This window comes from Mycobacterium intermedium, assembly GCF_002086275.1.
In the GTDB taxonomy this organism is placed as follows: Bacteria; Actinomycetota; Actinomycetes; order Mycobacteriales; family Mycobacteriaceae; genus Mycobacterium; species Mycobacterium intermedium.
On the sequence record NZ_MVHT01000051.1, the window covers coordinates 1 to 19,768 of the forward strand.

Genomic DNA, 19,768 nt, shown 5'->3' on the forward strand with positions numbered 1-19,768 from the left:
CTAAACCACACAAACCCCAGACACCACGCACCCCATCGCCAAGTCCGACCGAAATCACCCTCGACGAAAAATCGAGGCTAGCCAAACCCTGAAAATTCCCAGCGTCGCTTTTGCCCATTATTTGAGTTGGCCATGAATCGGGCCTCGATTCCCGGCATGACGAAAGACAACCTGAGAAGATTTATCCAGCACCCCTGGTGAACAGCACATATTTGCTGCTCACAGATGTGACCTGAATCGTCCGACACTTGGTAGACACCTCTCTGACAGATGACGTTCACGCCGGTCATAGAGGGTCGACGGCTTGCGGTGCCGGACCGCCGCCGGTGACCTGCTGAGACTCATTGACCGGCTCCGAGGAATCGAAAGCAATGACCAACGCTGTGAAGAACTCCGCCGAAGTCCCCGATTCGGGGGGACAGTCGATTTTCGCCAACCTGCGGCACGACCTGCCCGCATCGCTGGTCGTTTTCCTGGTCGCATTGCCGCTGTCGTTGGGTATCGCCATCGCCTCCGGGGCCCCGCTGGTCGCGGGCCTGATCGCCGCGGTCGTCGGCGGCATCGTCGCCGGCGCGCTTGGCGGGTCCTCGGTTCAGGTCAGCGGCCCCGCCGCTGGTCTGACGGTTGTGGTGGCCGGGCTGATCGAAGACCTGGGCTGGGAAATGGTGTGCCTGATGACCCTGGGCGCCGGCATCCTGCAGATCGCGTTCGGCTTGAGCCGGATGGCGCGCGCCGCGCTGGCGATCGCGCCAGTCGTGGTGCACGCGATGCTGGCGGGCATCGGTATCACCATCGCCTTGCAGCAAATCCACGTCCTGGTGGGTGGTACGGCGCACAGTTCGGCCTGGGACAACATCGTCGCGCTGCCGAGTGGCCTGCTGCATCACGAGCTGCACGAAGTGATCGTCGGTGGGACGGTCATCGTCATTCTGTTGCTGTGGGCCAAGTTGCCACCCAAGGTGCGCATGATCCCCGGCGCGTTGATCGCCATCATCGCCGCCACTGCGCTGGCGTCGGTAACCGGCCTCGACGTCGAGCGAATCAATCTGCAAGGCAACTTCTTCGAGTCCATCTCCCTGCCCGACTTCACCCCGAACATTCCGGGTGGTAGCCCCTGGACGCAGCACATCAGCGCCATCGTCGTGGGCGTGTTCACCATCGCCCTGATCGCCAGCGTCGAATCGCTGCTCTGTGCGGTCGGTGTCGACAAGCTGCACACGGGCCCCCGCACCGACTTCAACCGGGAAATGATCGGCCAAGGCAGCGCGAACGTGCTGTCCGGATTCCTCGGCGGGTTGCCGATCACCGGCGTCATCGTCCGAAGCTCTGCAAACGTCGCCGCCGGCGGGCGCACCCGGATGTCGGCGATCCTGCACGGTGTCTGGGTCCTGCTGTTCGCGTCGTTGTTCACCAACCTGGTGGAGTTGATTCCGAAGGCGGCCCTGGCCGGCCTGCTGATCGTGATCGGCATCCAGCTCATCCAACTGGCCCACGTCCAGCTCGCCTGGCGCACCGGCAACTTCGCCGTCTACGCCGTCACCATCGTGTGCGTCGTGTTCCTCAACCTGCTCGAGGGCGTCGCCATTGGCCTCGCGGTCGCGATCCTCTTCCTGTTGGTTCGGGTCGTCCGCGCGCCCATCGAGGCGCGGCCAGTCGGCGAGGAGGAGGCGAAGCAGTGGCACATTGACATCGACGGCACGCTGAGCTTCCTACTCCTGCCGCGTCTGACCGGGGTGTTCGCGAAGATCCCGCGCGGTGCCGATGTGACGTTGAATCTGAACGCGGATTACATCGATCACGCCATCTCCGAGGCGATCTCCGACTGGAAGATCAGCCACGAGTTGACGGGCGGATCGGTGACCATCAACGAGACGCACATCACGATGTCCGACGCGCACAAGAGTCCGCCGAAACGTCAGTTCAGGCCGAAGTCGCCGGAAACTTCCCCGTGGATCTCGCGGCGCGACAACGGCAACGGCAACGGCGAAACGTCGGTTCGGCACGGCGTCAAGGAATACCTCCGCAGCGGCATCGGAGCACTGCGCCACCATGTGCCCGAGCTCATCGGCTCACCGAACCCGGACACGGTGTTCCTGACCTGTGCCGACTCGCGGATCCTGCCGGAAACCATCACCGCCAGCAAGCCGGGCGACCTCTACATCGTGCGGAATGTGGGCAACATCGTGCCCGTCGACGCCTCCAGCCGTTCGGTCGACGCCGCGCTCGACTTCGCGGTCAATCAGCTTGGCGCGAGTACCGTTGTGGTCTGCGGACATTCGTCCTGCCGCGCGATGCAGGCACTGCTGGGGGGATTGAACCAGGACATCGATACCCCGATCGGGCAATGGCTCACGCAGGCAAACGAGAGCCTGGACCGATACCGCGACGGCCACCCGGCACGGGCCAGCGCCACCTCGAATGGCCACAGCTTCAGCGAAGTCGACCAGCTGGCGGTCGTGAATGTGGCCGTGCAGGTGGAAAGGCTCACCAACCACGAAGTCTTGGCGCCCGCAGTGGCGGCCGGCGACGTGCAAATCCTGGGTATGTTCTTCGATTTCCAGACGGTGCACGTCCACGAGGTGGATGCGAACGGCCTGGTCGAGAGCGACGAACACGTGGGGCAGCCCTCGTAAAGCGCCGCTTCCCAGGGCAGGTCAGGAATTTGGTCAGCCGTTGGGCAGACGTACGACCTGCAGGAAGAACTCGTCGATCTGCCGGACGGCCGTCATGAACTGGTCGAGGTCCACCGGCTTGGTGACGTAAGCGTTCGCGTGCAGGTTGTAACTGCGCAGGATGTCCTCCTCCGCCGAGGACGTGGTGAGAACTACCACCGGGATGCGGCAAAGGTCGGGATCGGACTTGATCTTCTGCAGCAGGTGCCGCCCGTCGTACTTGGGCAGATTCAAATCGAGCAGGATCAGATCCGGCCGGGGCGCATGCTGATATGCGCCCCGCTGGTAGAGGTAGTTGAGCCCCTCCTCGCCATCGTGCGCAACGTGCAGCCTGTTCTTCAATTTGTTGTGCTCGAACGCTTCTCGAGTGATGAGCTCATCACCGGGGTCGTCTTCGACAAGGAGGATGTCGATGGCGCGGCCGGGGGCTGTCATTGGTGTGCTCCTTCTGTTGTGGCGTATTGGTCTGGGGCGGAGCGCACGATGGAGTCCGCAACCGGCAGGGTGAACTCGAAGCGGGTGCCGTCGGTGTACGACGCGTCGATCCAGACGTGTCCGCCGTGATGCTCGATGATCTTCTTGCACATCGCCAAGCCGAGACCCGTTCCGCTGTAGGCATCTCGGCCGTGCAGGCGCTGGAAGATCACGAAGACCTTCTCGACGAAATCCTCCGGAATGCCAATGCCGTTGTCGGACACGCTCAGCACCCATTGGTCATTGCGGTCACCGGTGCCTTGCCGGCAATCGACGACGATGCGCGGCGCGACGCCTTCGCGCCGAAATTTCACCGCGTTGCCAATCAGGTTCTGCCACAGCATCGTCAGCAACGTCGGGTCACCCATCACCTCTGGAAGCCGTTTCGGGCGGGTGATCTGGGCGCCGGATTCCTCGATCGCGGTGGACAGATTGGCGACGGCGCTATCCAGTGTGGTGTCGAGGTGAACGTCGGTCCACTTGGCGTTCATCCGACCGACTCGGGAGAACGTCAGCAGGTCGTTGATGAGTACCTGCATGCGTTTGGCCCCGTCGACCGCAAATGCGATGTACTCGATGCCACGCTCATCAAGCTTGTCGCCGTAACGCTTTTCCAGCAGTTGGCAGAACGAGGCAACCTTGCGCAGCGGCTCCTGCAGATCGTGGGACGCGACATAGGCGAATTGCTCGAGTTCGGCGTTGGAGCGCCGCAATTCGATTGTCTGTTCATCCAATAACTCCCGGGCACGGCGCGACACCTCGAGTTCCTCGACGATCCGCTGCCGCATGTTCTCGACATCGATGGCGATGCCGCGAATGTCTTTGGGACGGCGTGGGGGCGTGATCTTTTCGTCGAAATTGCCCTCGGTGATCCGGCGACAGGCCTCGGCCAGCGCGGTGAGCGGCTGCGTCACGGCCCGCCTGGTCAACAGCCCCAACAACAACGCCGTGGCGATGAACACCAGCACCATTGCGCCCAGCACCCGGTTGCGCCAGTTGTTGATGCGGGTGAGTTGATCGGCGGCATGTTCCCGTGCTGCGGCCAGGTGCGCACTTTGCGCATCGAAAAGCGTTCGCAGCTGGTCGAATTCGACTTTGCCGCGGGCCGCGGTCTCAGCGCTGACGACGTCGGGTGCGTTGGGCTTGACCTGCTTGATAACCGGCTCGGCATAGTTGTCTCGCCAGTCGGCGGCGGCCGCTTCGATGGCGTCCAGATCGGCGATCAGATCGGGTCGGTGCGCCAGTCGGCGCCGAATGTCCTCGACCGCCACACGCTCGGACCGTTGACCGTCGTAGTAGGGAGTGAGGAACTGCGGATCCGCGGAAATCAGGTAGCCGCGCACCCCGGTCTCCTGGTCCCGCAGCGCCACCTGCAGTTGGGCCGCGGCCGCCCGTGATGGCTGGATGTCATCGACCAGCGCACGGGACACCTCGTCGGTGCGATTCAGCAACAGGGTTCCTGCCACCGCTCCGGCGAGCACCAGCACGCCCATCGTGCACAGCAAGAAAGCCTGCCAGCCCCGTACCGTGAGGTTTGATCCCAACGGCAGGCCCACGCGACTCACCTGGGGGTCCGCTCCACGCGCAGCACGGCTATGTCGTCGGTGAGTCCTCCGTGGGCCTGGGCGCGGCCCTGCGCCGCGTCGATGAGCGCGTCGACGAACGCCGGACCGGACAACCCGACGTGTCGGCGCGCCAGTTCCAGCAGCCCACCCTCGCCGAGCCGTTCGCGGCCCCGCCCCGCATAGCCTTCGTAGAGGCCGTCGGTCAGCAGCAGCAGGCTGCAACCGACCGGCAAGTCCACCTCATGCTGCGGCCAGCCGTCGGAGTGCAAACCCAGCGCCGGGCCGGCCGGCGGCTCCACCCACTCCACGGTGCCGGGACCGTGCAGCAACATTCCCGGGTGCCCCGCGCGGATCGCGGTGACGCGAGGGCTGTCAGGGTCGATCGTCAGGCTGAGCACCGTGGCGAAGATCCCCGCGCCGGTCCGTTCGGCGTGCAGCACCCGTTCGAGTTGTCGCATCAGGTCGACGCCGTGCACACCGGCCAAGGTAAGCGCGCGCCAGGCGATGCGCAGCGCCGCACCCAGCGCCGCCTCGTTGGGACCGTGCCCGGCCACGTCGCCGATCAGGACATGCACGGTGCGATCTGGCGTCTGCACGACGTCGTAGAAGTCGCCGCACAACAGGGCGTCCTCGCGGCTGGGCCGGTAGCGGGCCACGATGTCGACGCCGGGGTCGTCGAGCAGCAACGGTGAGGGCAACAAGCCGCGCTCGAGCAGCGCATTCTCGCGGGCCCGAAGCTGGGTGGCATGCAGGTCCGCCGCGATGAGTTCGGCACGTTTGCGTTCGATGGCATACAGCACCGCCCGACGCAGCATCTCAGGCTCGACACGGCCTTTGACCAGGTAATCCTGGGCGCCGGCAGCGACCGCCGAAGCCCCGAAGTATTCGTCGTTGAGCCCGGTCAGCACGACTATCGGGACGGTGGGGTGGTACTTCGCGATGCGGTCGAGGGCATCGATCCCCTTGGCATCCGGCAGGTTGAGGTCCAGCAGCACACAGTCGGGCCGGGCCGATGCCAGCTCGCGCTCGGCATGGGCCATCGACTGCGCCCACACCACCCGGATATCGGCGACCGCGTCGCTGACCAGGTCTTCGACCAGCACCGCGTCACCCCGGTCGTCCTCGACCAGCAGCAACAACAGCGACTTCATAGCCGACGCCTGCACAAGGGGTCCACGCACCAGCATCAGCTCCCGGTGATCCGGGGATGCGCGTACGCAACTACGTCGTTCACTGAAACCCCCTGGACAACCGCTGGGCGGCTAAGACTGTCGCGATGCGTGGCGGCGTCCACGGCACAGCCGACGGGTTGAAGGAGCGGGCCGACGCGTCGCGTCTTCCCGAATGACTGCTGATCGCGCGGCCTTGGTTCTAAAGCCTAGAGGTGGATCGTATGCGCACGGGCGTACCTTTTTGCCGAGTTGGTGAAAGTGCCCGCCCCGGAAAAGCTCATCAAAAGCCTAACGGAGCAGGGCTCGGGACATCACCACTCGTTGAATCTGGTTGGTGCCTTCATAAATCTGGGTGATCTTGGCGTCCCGCATCATTCGCTCTACTGGGAAGTCAACCGTATACCCTGCGCCGCCGAATAGCTGAACTGCGTCGGTGGTGACCTCCATCGCCACATCCGAAGCCAGGCACTTCGAGGCCGCCGAGATGAAGCCCAGGTTGCTTTCACCGCGCTCGGCGCGAGCGGCAGCGGTGTAAACCATCAGTCGCGCGGCCTCCACCTTCATGGCCATGTCGGCGATCATGAACTGCACGGCCTGGAAGCTGCTGATCGACTGAGCGAACTGCTTGCGCTCCTTCGTGTACGCGATGGCCGCGTCCAGCGCCCCCTGCGCGATCCCCACCGCCTGGGCACCGATGGTGGGCCGGGTGTGATCCAGGGTCTTCAACGCCGTCTTGAAGCCGGTGCCGGGCTCTCCGATGATCCGGTCGCCTGGGATCCGACAGTCCTCGAAGTACAACTCGGTGGTGGGCGATCCTTTGATGCCCAGCTTGCGCTCTTTGGGGCCGACGGTGAAGCCGGGGTCGTCCTTGTGCACCATGAACGCCGAGATGCCGTTGGCGCCCAGGTCGGCGTCGGTCACGGCCATCACGGTGTACCAGGTCGACTTCCCGCCGTTGGTGATCCAGCACTTCGCGCCGTTGAGCACCCAGTCGTCGCCGTCGCGCTTGGCGCGGGTGCGCATCGAGGCGGCATCCGACCCCGCCTCGCGCTCGCTGAGGGCGTACGACGCCATCGCGCTGCCGTCGGCGATCGAGGGCAACACCTGCTTCTTCAGTTCCTCGGAGCCGCTCAGGATCAGGCCCATGGTGCCCAGCTTGTTGACGGCCGGGATCAACGACGCGGACGCGTCGACGCGGGCGACCTCCTCGATGACGATGCACGCCGCCACCGAATCCGCGCCTTGACCGCCGTACTCCTCGGGCACGTGTACGGCGTTGAACCCCGAGGCGTTCAGGGCGTCCAGCGCCTCCTGCGGGAACCGGGCGTTCTCGTCCACATCGGCGGCGTGCGGAGCGATTTCCTTTTCCGCCAGCGCGCGGATCGCCGCGCGCAACTCCTGGTGTTCCTCAGGCAGTTGGAACAAATCAAACGACGGGTTTCCTGACCATCCAGCCATCTCGAGACCTCCTAGCCTCTTGCTACTCGCCGGTAACTTTACCGTGCAGCTGCTGCAGCGCCGCATCCTTCGCGCGCACCGTCTCAGCCAGCTGGTCTTGGAAGGCGGTGATCCGGGCCCGAAGTTCCGGGTCGGACGCGCCCAGCATCCGCACCGCCAGCAAACCCGCGTTGCGGGCACCGCCGATCGACACCGTGGCCACCGGAACACCGGCCGGCATCTGCACGATGGACAACAGGGAATCCAGGCCATCGAGCCGGCTCAACGGCACCGGCACCCCGATCACCGGAAGTGGCGTCGCCGAGGCGACCATTCCCGGCAAGTGCGCGGCGCCGCCCGCGCCGGCGATGATCACCTCGAGGCCCCGGTCGGCAGCGGTTCGGGCGTAGTCGAACATGACATCGGGGGTGCGGTGCGCCGAAACCACCCTGACCTCGGCGGGAACATCGAATTCGGCCAGCGCCGCGGCGGCGTCCTGCATCACCGACCAGTCGCTGTCGCTGCCCATGATCACCCCGACGCGGGGCCCGCTGGGTCCGTTAGCCATGTGGATCCCATCCATCCGTCCACTCTGCGTGCGACAACCAGTGTGCCGCCCGTTCCGCGCGCTCGCGCAGCGCGGCCAAGTCATGCGCGTCCCCGCCGAGGAAGTTGATGTGTCCCACCTTGCGGCCGGGACGCTCGGCCTTGCCGTACAGATGCACCCGCGCGTCGGGCATCCGGGCAAACAGATGATGCAGCCGCTCGTCGACGGACATGGCGGGCGTCTCGGCGGCGCCCAGCACGTTGGCCATCACGGTCACCGGCGCGACGGGGTCGGTGCTGCCCAGCGGATAGTCGAGCACCGCGCGCAGGTGCTGCTCGAACTGGCTGGTGCGGGAACCGTCCATGGTCCAGTGCCCGGAGTTGTGCGGGCGCATCGCAAGCTCATTGACGAGTAATTCGCCGTCGGTGGTCTCGAACAACTCGACGGCAAGGACGCCGACGACACCGAGCTGGTCGGCCAGTCGCAAGGCCAGCTGCTGCGCCGAGGCGGCGACCTCCTCGGGCAAGTTGGGCGCCGGCGCGATCACCTGCACGCAGATGCCGTCCTGCTGCACCGTCTCCACCACCGGCCACGCCGCCCCCTGGCCGAACGGCGAGCGCGCGACCAACGCCGACAACTCCCGTCGCAGCTGCACCCGCTCCTCGGCCAGCACGGGCGTTCCGCCGGCCAGGTAGTCGCGGGTGATGTCGCGGGCGTGCTCCAGGTCGCCGGCCAGCTGTACGCCGCGCCCGTCGTAGCCGCCCCGTATCGCCTTGATGACGAGCGGCGCGTCGAGGCGCTCGGCGAAGCCGTCCAGATCATCGAGGCTCTCGATGGCGCGGTAGCGAGGCACCGGGGCGCCCAACTCTTCCAAGCTTTTGCGCATGACGAGTTTGTCTTGCGCGTGCACCAAAGCCTGCGGTGGCGGTGCCACGTTGACGCCTTCGGCGACCAGCTTTTCCAGCAGCTCGGTCGGAACATGCTCGTGGTCGAAGGTCAACACGTGAGCGCCGGCGGCGACGCGGCGCAGGTCGTCCAGGTTATCGTGCGCGCCGATCACGACATCCGGGCTGACCTGGGCCGCCGGCTCGTCGTCGGTGTTAGCCAGCACGCGCAGGGTCTGCCCCAGGGCGATCGCGGCCTGATGGGTCATCCGGGCAAGTTGGCCGCCACCGACCATGGCTACCAGGGGGTTGCGGGGACTTGGCACGGCCATCATGGTGTCACGGCGCCTGACCGGCGTGTTTACCGGCCGCAGCGCCAAATCGTTATGTACCATTTTGCGCCGATTTCGAGATCATACGTAGACTGGCGTGCTGTGTCCTTTGCCGATGCCACAATTGCGCGCCTTCCCAGGGTCATTCAGCCCTTTGCGATGCGCCATCATGAGCTGATCAAATTTGCCATCGTCGGCGGCACCACATTCATCATTGACTCGGCAATTTTCTTTGCGCTGAAGCTCACAATTCTCGAGCCGAAGCCGGTAACTGCCAAGGTCATCGCGGGAATCGTCGCGGTGATTGCCTCATATGTGCTGAACCGGGAATGGAGCTTCCGCGACCGGGGTGGTCGCGAGCGCCATCACGAAGCGCTGCTGTTCTTCGCGTTCAGCGGCGTCGGGGTGGTCCTCAGCATGGCGCCACTGTGGATTTCGAGCTACGTCCTGCAGCTGCGGCAGCCGATGGTGTCACTGACCGTGGAAAACATCGCGGACTTCATCTCGGCTTACATCATCGGCAACCTGCTGCAGATGGCATTCCGCTTCTGGGCCTTCCGACGCTGGGTGTTCCCCGACCAGTTCGCCCGCAACCCCGACAAGGCACTGGAATCGGCGCTTACCGCAGGCGGTATTGCCGAGGTATTCGAAGACGCTTTAGAGGACGGCCTGGAAGCCGACTACGGCAGCGGCCAAAACGGAAACGTGACCCTGTTGCGTGCCTGGCGGCGTAAGAAGGCCAGCAGGCTGAATCAGCTGGGCGACTCCTCGGAGCCCAGCGTGTCGAAGACTTCGTGATACAGCAGCGCGTGCACCTCACGTAGTCGCGGGATGTTGTAGAACTCCAACGGATCCTGCGACGCCGATTCGATGATCAGCGTCCCCGTGCGGAACATTCGCTCCCAAAGCTTGTCGCGGAACTCCACACTGTTGATGCGCGCCAGCGGAATGTCGATGCCGCTGCGGGTCATGACGCCGTGCCGGTACATCACCCGCCGGTTGGTCACCACGAAATGGGTGGTGAGCCAGCTTAGGAACGGCCAAATCGTCAGCCATCCGACGATCACCAGCCAGATTCCCCAGATGAAGCCGTAAAGGATGTTTTTGGTGAGCTGCGGCCATTGCGACCCGGTCCCGTTGACGACGGCAGACCCTAGAGCGGCGAGCCCGGTCATCAGGATCAGCGCCAACGCCGGCAAGATCAGGCGTTTCCAATGTGGGTGGCGATGCAAGACCACCTGCTCGCCCTTGGCCAGTGCGTTGTCCGGATAGCCCATGCGGTGACCCTAGCCCTTAGCGCAGGTGGATGACATCACCAGCGGACACCACGACCAGCTCGCCCGACTTGGACGCATCGGTCGCCCATTTCTCCAAGCACAGCCGGCCCTGATCGTCGACGTCACGCGCGATCCCGACGACCTCTTTGCCGCCGGGGAGCACGGCGCGCACGCGCGAACCCAGGGTCAGGCTGCGGGCACGATAGTCGGCCAGCAGCTGTGGATCTGACCCGTGCGCGGCTCGCCAGCTGGCGATCCGCTCCCCCAGTTCGCGTAGCACCTGGCGGACGATGACGTGTCGGTCGGGCTCGGCGACTCCCGCGTCTGCTAGCGAGGCCGCGTCGGGGACGTCGTCGGGGGCCTCGTAAACGTTGAGCCCTAGGCCCACGACCGCGAACGGGTGGGCGACCTCGGCCAGGATCCCGGCCAGCTTTGCCATGGACCCGGAAGCGTTGGCGAGCACGTCGTTGGGCCACTTGAGGCCCGCCTCGACCGTGGTGACCGTGGCCACGGCATCAACGACGGCCAGGCCGGTGGCCAGCGACAGCCAGCCCCAACCTGCCGTCGGGACATCGTCGATCCGCACGCCCACCGAAAACGTGATCTGCGCCCGCGGTGACGCCCACCAGTTGCGCCCATGGCGCCCGCGCCCGGCCGTCTGGTGCTCAGCGATCAACACGTGGCCGTCGATGTCAACACCGGATGCGGCCCGCGCCAACAGGTCGGCATTGGTGGAACCCGTTTCGGCGACAACATCGAGTTGGCGCCAGTAAGAGGACTCCTTGAGCACCTCGGCGCGCAGCGCCGCCTGATCAAGTGGCGGCCGGAGCTGATCGCGGTCGGTCATGCGCGACTTTAACCCGGCAAGACCCGCGGCGGTGGGTTAGGCGTGCTGCGCGCGCCCGAAATTCGCGCGTTCAGCAAAGCATGGCGATGCCGCTACATCCTCGGCAGGCACCGCACAATCCGCGGAGCGCGGTTCATAGCTAACTCAAATCTGTAAATCGATTCTGAAGATCTCTCCTCATCCGGCAGGCCAGGCGATATTGTCCTGAACGTCAATTCAATCTTGGATCTGACTCCTACCAGCATAGGGGCGCCCATGTCCTACGTCGCCGTTGCACCCGAGATCCTCAGCCTCACCGCTGGCAGCCTTTCTGAGATCGGCTCCAGCATCACAGCAGCAAACCGAACCGCCGCGGTGGCGACGACTCAGGTGTTGGCAGCCGCCAGCGATGAGGTGTCCACAGCTATTGCCGCCCTGTTCGGGACCTACGGCGCGGAGTATCAGTCGATCAGCGCCCAGGCGTCGGCGTTTCACGACCAGTTCCTGCGCACCCTGGCTGCCGGCGCGCATGCGTACGCCGGCGCCGAGGCGACCAGCATCGAACAGTTGGTGCTCGGCGTCATCAACGCGCCGACGAGGTTCTTGCTGGGTCGACCGCTGATCGGCGACGGTGCTGCCGGGGCGCCCGGCCAACGCGGCGGAGACGGCGGCCTGCTTTGGGGCAATGGCGGGGCCGGTGGCGCCGGGTTGGCCGGCCAAGACGGCGGCGCGGGTGGCTCGGCGGGGCTGATCGGAAGCGGCGGCGCAGGTGGTGCCGGTGGCCCCGGCGCGACGGGCACGGCGGCCGGCAACGGCGGTCGAGGAGGCAACGGTGGCTGGCTGTTCGGCACCGGAGGAGTCGGCGGAGCCGGCGGTGCGGGCGGTATTGGCGGAGCGGCCGGCAACGGCGGCGCCGGAGGCAACGGCGGCTGGCTGTACGGCGCCGGCGGCGCCGGTGGTCAAGCCGGTACCGGCGGTGTTGGCGGCAGCAGCGGAAGCTACGGCACCGGCGGTGACGGCGGCACAGGCGGTAACGGCGGCAACGGCGCCAACTCCACCACCGTGCTGGCTGACGGCAACGGCGCCACCGGGTTTGCCGGCGGCAACGGCGGCAACGGCGGCGCCGGCGGCGACTCCGGTGAAGGCGGCACCAACGGCAACGGCGGAGCCGGCGGCGCCGGTGGGACGGGCGGCCGCGGCGCCGACGGCGCCAACGCCGTGGGCACCGTCGGAGGCAACGGCGGCGACGGAGGTACCGGCGGCAAGGCCGGCGCCGGTGGTCAAGCCGGTACCGGCGGTGTTGGCGGCAGCAGCGGAAGCTACGGCACCGGCGGTGACGGCGGCACAGGCGGTAACGGCGGCAACGGCGCCAACTCCACCACCGTGCTGGCTGACGGCAACGGCGCCACCGGGTTTGCCGGCGGCAACGGCGGCAACGGCGGCGCCGGCGGCGACTCCGGTGAAGGCGGCACCAACGGCAACGGCGGAGCCGGCGGCACCGGCGGTGCCGGCGGACGAGGAGCCGACGGAGCCGACGGCTCCTACCGGATCACCGCGATCGGTGGCGACGGCGGCGACGGTGGGGCCGGCGGCAACGCTGGATTGGGTGGTCAAGCCGGCACCGGCGGTGTCGGCGGCCAGATTGGTAGCAACGGGTTCGGCGGTCACGGCGGCAACGGCGGCAACGGCGGCGCCGGTGACAACAACGGCCACGGCCAAGCCGGCGGCAACGGCGGAAAGGGCGGCGCCGGCGGCGCCGGCGTCAATGGCGTCAACGGCGGCAACGGCGGCGACGGAGGCAATGGCGGCAACGGGGGTGACGCTGCGGAAGTTCAGCATCAAACGTACCCGGGCCTTGACGGCGGTAACGGCGGCAACGGGGGTGACGGAGGCAACGCCACCGACGGCGGCAATGCCGGCAGCGGCGGTGCGGGCGGCGCTGGCGGCGCTGGCGGCGCCGGCGGCAACGGGTCCGCCCAGGTCTGGCTCCACGGCGGAACCGGCGGCCACGGCGGCCACGGCGGGACCGGTGGTGACGGCGGCGTCGCGATCGGCGGGGGCAGCCACGGCAGTGGCGGGATCGGCGGTGCTGGCGGCGCCGGCGGCAACGGAGGTAGTGGCGGCGATGCCCTACCCGAGTTCGCGCCTGACGGCGGCAACGGCGGCACCGGCGGCACCGGCGGCAACGGCGGAGCGGGCGGCCTGGCCGGCGACGGCGTCACCGCCGCCGCCGCCGGCGCTGGCGGCAATGCCGGCAACGGAGGCAACGGAGGGCATGGCGCCGACGGTGTCACCCTGGCCGACAGCACGGCAACCGCGGGTGGCACCGGGGGGAACGGCGGAGCCGGCGGAAAGGGCGGCAACAGCGGACCGGGCGGCACCAACGGCTCTGGCGGCACCGGCGGCAACGGCGGCAACGGTGGTAACGGCGGCAAAGGCGCAGACGGCGCGGCCGGTGTGGGCACGGGGCTAGGTCAAGATGGCGGAGCCGGCGGCTTTGGTGGCAACGCCGGAGCGGGCGGCGTCGCCGGCACCGGCGGTGCCGGCGGCCAGATTGGCGGCGACGGGTTCGGCGGTGACGGCGGCAACGGCGGCGACGGCGGTGCCGGTGATAACAGCTCCGGCCTCGGCCACGCCGGCGGAAACGGCGGAAAGGGAGGCAACGGCGGCATCGGCGTCAACGGCGTCAATGGCGGCGACGGCGGCAACGGCGGCAACGGCGGCAACGGCGCCGACGGCGTGGAAGTTTCATCTGAGGGTTACCCCGGCTTTGACGGCGGCAACGGCGGCAACGGCGGCAACGGGGGCAACGCGATGATGGGCGGCAACGCCGGCCACGGCGGCGTGGGCGGCGCTGGCGGTGCTGGCAGTGACGGAGCCGATGGCATCGAGTGGGTCCACGGCGGACCCGGCGGCAACGGCGGCCACGGCGGGGCCGGCGGTAACGGCGGCGTCGCATACGGCGGGGGCAGTCACGGCAGTGGCGGGATCGGCGGCGCCGGCGGCAACGGCGGCAACGGCGGCAACGGCGGCGACGCCCAATTCTCGCCTATGGGTGACATCCACGGCGGCAACGGCGGCAACGGCGGCAACGGCGGAGCGGGCGGCCTGTCCGGCGACGGCGTCACCAGAGCCAGCACCGGCGATGGCGGCGACGGCGGCAACGGCGGCAACGGCGGCCGCGGCGCCGACGGCATCCAGTTGGCCGAGGGCGTAGGCCGCGCGGGAGGAAACGGCGGCAACGGCGGCGGTGGCGGCAAGGGCGGCAACAGCGGACCGGGCGGCACGAACGGTTCTGGCGGCAGCGCTGGGAACGGCGGCAACGGCGGCGACGGCAGCGACGGCCCCCCGACGGCCTTACTGCCACCAATGTCTCCGGCGGTAATGGCGGCCACGGCGGCGACGGCGGCACCGGCGGATTGGCGGGAACTGGCGGCGCTGGCGGGACCAGTGGCAGCGCAGGAGACGGCGGCAACGGAGGCGACGGAGGCAAGGGCGGCAAAGCATCGCTCGCCGCGTTTGCTGACAGCAACGGAGGCAACGGAGGCAACGGAGGCGCGGGCGGAACAGGCGTCGGCGGTCTCAACGGCGGTGCCGGTGGTATGGGCGGTACGGGTGGCACCGGCGGCGGTTCAACTTATCTGCTCGGGATCGGTAGCGCAGGCGATGGCGGCAGCGGTGGCACTGGAGGGGACGGTGGTGACGCCGTTGGCGGCGGTATCGGCGGCGTCGGCGGCGCAGGCGGCAATGGCGGCGCAGGCGGAAAAATATCGGGATACGTTGGCGGCGGCGGCCAGGGCGGCGACGGCGGCACGGGTGGTCACACCTACGGTGGCGGTCCGGGCGGTCACGGCGGCCCCGGCGGCGATGGGGGCCCGAATGGTAACGGCGGGAAAGGAGACCCCGGCAGCCCTGGGTCCGACGGCAACGCCGACGGTAGCGGCGGATTCGGCGGCCAAGGCGGCGCTGGCGGGTTCTAATACCTGTGGCGCACCACACGAGGCCCCTCCTCGCGCCCCTCGTCGACCCTGGTCGGCGGTTACCGGCGATTACTTAAGGGCTGCTTAAGGACCGGCATGGGGTCGCGCTGGGACTGCCGATAGCATCGTCACCTATGACTAGCGTTACCGACCACACGGCCGAGCCGGCCGCCGAGCACAAGATCGACATTCACACCACCGCCGGCAAGCTGGCCGAGTTGCACCGGCGTCGGGAAGAGTCGTTGCACCCCGTCGGAGAAGAGGCCGTCGAGAAGGTACACGCCAAGGGCAAGCTGACGGCCCGGGAGCGCATCTACGCGCTGCTCGACGAGGACTCGTTCGTGGAATTGGACGCGCTGGCCAAGCACCGCAGCACCAACTTCGGGTTGGAAAAGAACCGACCGCTCGGCGACGGCGTGGTCACCGGCTACGGCACCATCGACGGGCGCGACGTGTGCATCTTCAGCCAGGACGCCACCGTGTTCGGCGGCAGCCTCGGCGAGGTCTACGGGGAGAAGATCGTCAAGGTACAGGAACTGGCGATCAAGACCGGCCGTCCGCTGATCGGCATCAACGACGGCGCGGGCGCGCGCATCCAAGAGGGTGTCGTTTCGCTGGGCCTGTACAGCCGGATCTTCCGCAACAACATCCTGGCTTCCGGCGTCATCCCGCAGATCTCGCTGATCATGGGCGCCGCCGCCGGCGGGCACGTCTACTCCCCCGCCCTCACCGACTTCGTGATCATGGTCGACCAGACCAGCCAGATGTTCATCACCGGGCCCGACGTCATCAAGACCGTCACCGGCGAGGACGTCACCATGGAGGAACTCGGCGGCGCGCACACCCACATGGCCCGCTCGGGCACCGCGCACTACGTCGCATCGGGCGAGCAGGACGCCTTCGACTACGTCCGCGACCTGCTCAGCTACCTGCCGCCGAACAATGCGACCGACGCGCCGCGCTACCAGGCCACCGAACCCGTCGGCCCCATCGAGGAGAACCTCACCGACGAGGACCTCGAGTTGGACACGCTGATTCCGGACTCACCGAACCAGCCGTACGACATGCACGAGGTCATCACGCGCGTCCTCGACGAGGACGAGTTCCTCGAGATCCAAGCGGGCTACGCCCAGAACATCGTTGTCGGGTTCGGCCGGATCGAGGGCCGGCCGGTCGGGATCGTCGCCAACCAGCCCACCCACTTCGCGGGCTGCCTGGACATCGACGCCTCAGAGAAGGCGGCTCGCTTCGTGCGGACCTGCGACTGCTTCAACATCCCGATCGTCATGTTCGTCGACGTTCCCGGCTTCCTACCCGGAACAGGCCAGGAGTACAACGGCATCATCCGGCGCGGCGCCAAGCTGCTGTTCGCCTACGGCGAGGCCACCGTCCCGAAGATCACCGTGATCACCCGCAAGGCCTACGGCGGCGCGTACTGCGTCATGGGTTCCAAGGACATGGGCTGCGACGTCAACCTGGCCTGGCCGACGGCCCAGATCGCCGTGATGGGCGCCTCCGGCGCGGTTGGCTTCGTCTACCGCCAGCAGCTCAAGGAGGCGGCCGCCAAGGGCGAGGACGTCGACGCGCTCCGGTTGAAGCTGCAGCAGGAGTACGAGGACACCCTGGTCAACCCCTACGTGGCCGCCGAGCGCGGTTACGTCGACGCGGTGATCCCGCCGTCGCACACCCGCGGTTACATCGGCACCGCGCTGCGCCTGCTGGAACGCAAGATCGCTCAGTTGCCGCCCAAGAAGCACGGGAACATTCCGCTATGACCGACGCAGCAGCCGAAAGCACCGGAGCCGCCGCCGAAAAGCCGGCGGAATCCGAACAGCACCACGAACCGCACCTCGAGATCCTCAAGGGCCACCCCACCGATCAGGAGTTGGCCGCGCTGGTGGCGGTGCTGGGCAGCATCGGCGGTCCGCCGCCGCCCCCGCCACCCGAGCCCAGCCGGTGGGGCCTGCCAGTCGACAGACTGCGTTACCCCGTCTTCAGTTGGCAGCGCATCACCCTGCAGGAAATGACGCACATGCGCCGATGACCCGGCTGGTGCTCGGGTCAGCGTCGAGCGGCCGGCTCAAGGTACTGCGCCAGGCCGGCGTCGACCCACTGGTCGTGGTTTCCGGGGTGGACGAGGACGACGTCATCGCCGGGCTTGGTTCTGATGCCGATCCCGACGAGGTGGTGTGCGCGCTGGCCCGCGCCAAGGCCGAACACGTGACCACCCTGCTACCCGGGGCGCATCCCGATGCCGCCGCGAATTGCCTTGTGGTGGGCTGTGATTCGATGCTCTACCTGGACGGCGAACTGTGCGGCAAGCCGGCGTCGGTCGACACTGCGCGCCGGCAGTGGCAGTCGATGGCCGGCCACATCGGCGAGCTGCACACCGGTCACTGTCTAATCCTGTTGCGCGACAACACGATAGTTGGCCAAGAAGCCGAAACAGCAATTACCCGAGTGCATTTCGGGACCCCTTCGGACGCCGACCTGGACGCCTATCTGGCCAGCGGCGAGTCATTGGGGGTGGCCGGCGGCTTCACCCTGGACGGCCTGTCCGGTTGGTTCATCGACGGCGTGGAGGGCGACCCGTCCAACGTGATCGGCCTGAGCCTGCCGCTGATCCGAACCCTCGCGCAGCGGCTGGGCTTGTCGGTCGCCTCCCTCTGGGCAGCGAACTCGACCGCGTCGTGACCAACTGGACGGAGTTCACCGCACAGGCGCCGCGGATCGCGGCCATTTTTCTGCGCCGCCACCGCGCCACCGGAAACCTCTGCCTGCTGGCCACCATTCGATCCGACGGGTTCCCGCGCATCAGCCCGTTGGAGCCGCTGGTCTTCGAAGACCAGCTGTGGTTGCCGGGCATGCCCAACACCACCAAGTTCGCCGACCTCGGGCGCGAACCGCGCTTCTGCCTGCACACCGCGACCGCAGACCCGAAGGTGACCGACGGCGACGCGAAACTTTGGGGCCTGGCCCACGACGTCACCGACCTGGACTTGCGCCGGCGCTTCGCCGAAAACCTCTATGCTGAAACTGGATTCGACTTGCGTAACGAGGAGTTCGCCCTGTTCTCCACCAAGCTCACCGGAGCCTCGGCCGTCGAGGTCGGTGACGATCACCTCGACATCACCGTCTGGAATCCCGGCCAGCCGGAACGCGTGGTACGCAAGCACTGAACGGCCGTCAATTCCCGACCATCAGCGGCTGAGTAGGCTTGGGGCGTGCCACTTCCCGCGGACCCGAGTCCAACCCTGTCGGAATACGCCCACCCGGAACGGCTGGTGACGGCCGACTGGCTGTCGGCCAACATCGGTGCGCCCGGCCTGGCCATCGTCGAATCCGACGAGGACGTCCTGCTGTACGACGTCGGCCACATACCCGGCGCCGTCAAAATCGACTGGCATACCGACCTCAACGACCCGCGTGTGCGCGACTACATCAACGGCGCCCAGTTCGCCGAGTTGATGGACCGCAAGGGCATCGCCCGCGACGACACTGTGGTGATCTACGGCGACAAAAGCAACTGGTGGGCGGCCTACGCGCTATGGGTCTTCACCTTGTTCGGCCACCCCGATGTCCGGTTGCTCAACGGCGGTCGCGACCTGTGGATGGGCGAGCGCCGCGACGCCACGTTGGAGGTGCCCACCAAGACCTCGACCGGCTATCCCGTCGTCGCCCGCAACGACGCCCCGATTCGCGCGTACAAGGACGACGTGCTGGCCATCCTGGGTAAAGAGCCGCTGATCGACGTGCGGTCCCCCGACGAGTACACCGGCAAACGGACGCACATGCCCGACTACCCCGAGGAGGGGGCGCTGCGCGCCGGCCACATCCCGACCGCGGTCTCGATTCCGTGGGGCAAGGCGGCCGACGAGACCGGCCGGTTCCGCGGCCGTCAGGAGCTCGAGGAGCTCTACGGCTTCCTGAAGCCGGACGACAAGACGGTCGTCTATTGCCGCATCGGCGAACGGTCCAGCCACACCTGGTTCGTGCTCACGCATCTGCTGGGCAAACCCGATGTACGCAACTACGACGGCTCGTGGACCGAGTGGGGTAACACCGTGCGAGTGCCGATCGTGGCAGGCGCCGAACCGGGACAGGCCCCAGCAGCCGTACCCGGCTGATGAACATGCCCGCGCCGCTGGCCGAGGTGCTGTCCGACTTCGCCGAAGTCCAGGGGCAGGACAAGTTGCAGCTGCTGTTGGAGTTTGCCAACGATCTCCCGCCGCTTCCGGCGCACCTGGAAGAGGCGGCGATGGAGCCGGTGCCCGAGTGCCAATCACCGCTGTTCCTACACGTCGATGCGCACGACCCCGACCGGGTGCGGCTGTACTTCAGCGCGCCCGCCGAGGCACCGACCACCCGCGGCTTCGCCTCCATCCTGGCTACCGGCCTCGACCAGCAGTCCGCCGCCGAAATCTTGGCGGTGCCCGACGATTTCTACACCGAGTTGGGTTTGGCCGCTCTGATCAGCCCACTGCGTCTGCGGGGGATGTCAGCGATGCTGGCCCGGATCAAGCGGCGGTTGCGCGAAGCCGCCTGAATGGGGAACCGCGTGACCGGGCCGCAGGCGCGACGCATAAACTCCCCGACAAGGCT

The 19,768-nt window shown here is 67.3% G+C and carries 16 protein-coding genes and 1 pseudogene; 9 read left to right on the plus strand and 8 right to left on the minus strand.

Annotation, left to right across the window (positions count from 1 at the left end):
• The first annotated feature begins 371 nt into the window (after positions 1-371).
• The gene (locus tag BST27_RS17965; RefSeq protein ID WP_069422440.1) at positions 372-2,633 is read left to right on the plus strand and encodes a SulP family inorganic anion transporter; all 2,262 of its coding nucleotides are present in this window, start codon (positions 372-374) and stop codon (positions 2,631-2,633) included.
• A gap of 33 nt (positions 2,634-2,666) precedes the next feature.
• On the opposite strand, the gene BST27_RS17970 is transcribed toward BST27_RS17965, so the two are convergent.
• From BST27_RS17970 to BST27_RS17995, 6 genes are all read right to left on the minus strand, one after another.
• Positions 2,667-3,107 (minus strand): response regulator, encoded by a 441-nt coding sequence (locus BST27_RS17970; RefSeq protein ID WP_069422441.1) that lies wholly within the window; start codon positions 3,105-3,107, stop codon positions 2,667-2,669.
• Positions 3,104-4,639: a sensor histidine kinase gene (locus BST27_RS17975; protein WP_079220210.1), complete on the minus strand. Its 1,536-nt coding sequence runs from the start codon at positions 4,637-4,639 to the stop codon at positions 3,104-3,106. Before BST27_RS17975 ends, BST27_RS17970 begins: the two co-directional genes overlap by 4 nt.
• Positions 4,640-4,707: 68 nt before the next feature.
• Complete coding sequence (locus tag BST27_RS17980; protein ID WP_069422443.1) at positions 4,708-5,898, minus strand: PP2C family protein-serine/threonine phosphatase; 1,191 nt, start codon at positions 5,896-5,898, stop codon at positions 4,708-4,710.
• A gap of 273 nt (positions 5,899-6,171) precedes the next feature.
• Positions 6,172-7,341, minus strand: a complete 1,170-nt coding sequence (locus BST27_RS17985) for an acyl-CoA dehydrogenase (RefSeq protein ID WP_069422444.1) — start codon at positions 7,339-7,341, stop codon at positions 6,172-6,174.
• A gap of 22 nt (positions 7,342-7,363) precedes the next feature.
• Positions 7,364-7,888, minus strand: coding sequence for a 5-(carboxyamino)imidazole ribonucleotide mutase (purE, locus tag BST27_RS17990; RefSeq protein WP_069422445.1), 525 nt, complete (start codon positions 7,886-7,888; stop codon positions 7,364-7,366).
• Positions 7,881-9,086, minus strand: a complete 1,206-nt coding sequence (locus tag BST27_RS17995; protein WP_069422450.1) for a 5-(carboxyamino)imidazole ribonucleotide synthase — start codon at positions 9,084-9,086, stop codon at positions 7,881-7,883. Before BST27_RS17995 ends, purE begins: the two co-directional genes overlap by 8 nt.
• Before the next feature lie 99 nt (positions 9,087-9,185).
• Between BST27_RS17995 and BST27_RS18000 the strand changes: the two genes are divergently transcribed.
• Positions 9,186-9,881, plus strand: a complete 696-nt coding sequence (locus BST27_RS18000; RefSeq protein WP_069422446.1) for a GtrA family protein — start codon at positions 9,186-9,188, stop codon at positions 9,879-9,881.
• On the opposite strand, the gene BST27_RS18005 is transcribed toward BST27_RS18000, so the two are convergent.
• Both BST27_RS18005 and BST27_RS18010 read right to left on the minus strand, forming a co-directional pair.
• Entirely contained in the window at positions 9,836-10,360 is a 525-nt protein-coding gene (locus BST27_RS18005) for a PH domain-containing protein (protein WP_069422447.1), read from the minus strand. The genes BST27_RS18000 and BST27_RS18005 overlap by 46 nt on opposite strands.
• A gap of 16 nt (positions 10,361-10,376) precedes the next feature.
• Complete coding sequence (locus BST27_RS18010) at positions 10,377-11,207, minus strand: biotin--[acetyl-CoA-carboxylase] ligase (protein ID WP_069422448.1); 831 nt, start codon at positions 11,205-11,207, stop codon at positions 10,377-10,379.
• A gap of 255 nt (positions 11,208-11,462) precedes the next feature.
• Here BST27_RS18010 and BST27_RS18015 point away from each other — a divergent pair, with 255 nt between their 5' ends.
• The 7 genes and pseudogenes from BST27_RS18015 (at position 11,463) to BST27_RS18045 (ending at position 19,712) form a co-directional block, all read left to right on the plus strand.
• Entirely contained in the window at positions 11,463-15,254 is a 3,792-nt protein-coding gene (locus BST27_RS18015; protein WP_139805218.1) for a PE family protein, read from the plus strand.
• A 46-nt stretch (positions 15,255-15,300) separates the two neighbouring features.
• The gene (locus BST27_RS18020) at positions 15,301-16,941 is read left to right on the plus strand and encodes an acyl-CoA carboxylase subunit beta (RefSeq protein ID WP_069420459.1); all 1,641 of its coding nucleotides are present in this window, start codon (positions 15,301-15,303) and stop codon (positions 16,939-16,941) included.
• 62 nt (positions 16,942-17,003) lie between these two features.
• Positions 17,004-17,210: pseudogene (locus BST27_RS18025) on the plus strand (acyl-CoA carboxylase subunit epsilon); the annotation flags it as partial.
• Entirely contained in the window at positions 17,207-17,860 is a 654-nt protein-coding gene (locus tag BST27_RS18030) for a Maf family protein (protein ID WP_069420457.1), read from the plus strand. The pseudogene BST27_RS18025 and the gene BST27_RS18030, both read left to right, overlap by 4 nt.
• Positions 17,857-18,345: a pyridoxamine 5'-phosphate oxidase family protein gene (locus BST27_RS18035; RefSeq protein ID WP_069420456.1), complete on the plus strand. Its 489-nt coding sequence runs from the start codon at positions 17,857-17,859 to the stop codon at positions 18,343-18,345. The genes BST27_RS18030 and BST27_RS18035 overlap by 4 nt, the downstream gene beginning before the upstream one ends.
• A 45-nt stretch (positions 18,346-18,390) precedes the next feature.
• Positions 18,391-19,293, plus strand: coding sequence for a sulfurtransferase (locus BST27_RS18040; protein ID WP_069420455.1), 903 nt, complete (start codon positions 18,391-18,393; stop codon positions 19,291-19,293).
• Complete coding sequence (locus tag BST27_RS18045) at positions 19,293-19,712, plus strand: SufE family protein (RefSeq protein WP_069420454.1); 420 nt, start codon at positions 19,293-19,295, stop codon at positions 19,710-19,712. The genes BST27_RS18040 and BST27_RS18045 overlap by 1 nt, the downstream gene beginning before the upstream one ends.
• Positions 19,713-19,768: the final 56 nt, after the last annotated feature.

What these genes read in the sequence shown, in the direction of transcription:
- BST27_RS17995 (WP_069422450.1), bottom strand. Translation starts at nt 9,086, where the DNA reads ATGATGGCCGTGCCAAGTCCCCGCAACCCCCTGGTAGCCATGGTCGGT.
- purE (WP_069422445.1), bottom strand. Translation starts at nt 7,888, where the DNA reads ATGGCTAACGGACCCAGCGGGCCCCGCGTCGGGGTGATCATGGGCAGC.
- BST27_RS17975 (WP_079220210.1), bottom strand. Translation starts at nt 4,639, where the DNA reads ATGGGCGTGCTGGTGCTCGCCGGAGCGGTGGCAGGAACCCTGTTGCTG.
- BST27_RS18030 (WP_069420457.1), top strand. Translation starts at nt 17,207, where the DNA reads ATGACCCGGCTGGTGCTCGGGTCAGCGTCGAGCGGCCGGCTCAAGGTA.
- BST27_RS18005 (WP_069422447.1), bottom strand. Translation starts at nt 10,360, where the DNA reads ATGGGCTATCCGGACAACGCACTGGCCAAGGGCGAGCAGGTGGTCTTG.
- BST27_RS18015 (WP_139805218.1), top strand. Translation starts at nt 11,463, where the DNA reads ATGTCCTACGTCGCCGTTGCACCCGAGATCCTCAGCCTCACCGCTGGC.
- BST27_RS17985 (WP_069422444.1), bottom strand. Translation starts at nt 7,341, where the DNA reads ATGGCTGGATGGTCAGGAAACCCGTCGTTTGATTTGTTCCAACTGCCT.
- BST27_RS17970 (WP_069422441.1), bottom strand. Translation starts at nt 3,107, where the DNA reads ATGACAGCCCCCGGCCGCGCCATCGACATCCTCCTTGTCGAAGACGAC.
- BST27_RS18045 (WP_069420454.1), top strand. Translation starts at nt 19,293, where the DNA reads ATGAACATGCCCGCGCCGCTGGCCGAGGTGCTGTCCGACTTCGCCGAA.
- BST27_RS17980 (WP_069422443.1), bottom strand. Translation starts at nt 5,898, where the DNA reads ATGCTGGTGCGTGGACCCCTTGTGCAGGCGTCGGCTATGAAGTCGCTG.
- BST27_RS18010 (WP_069422448.1), bottom strand. Translation starts at nt 11,207, where the DNA reads ATGACCGACCGCGATCAGCTCCGGCCGCCACTTGATCAGGCGGCGCTG.
- BST27_RS17965 (WP_069422440.1), top strand. Translation starts at nt 372, where the DNA reads ATGACCAACGCTGTGAAGAACTCCGCCGAAGTCCCCGATTCGGGGGGA.
- BST27_RS18020 (WP_069420459.1), top strand. Translation starts at nt 15,301, where the DNA reads ATGACTAGCGTTACCGACCACACGGCCGAGCCGGCCGCCGAGCACAAG.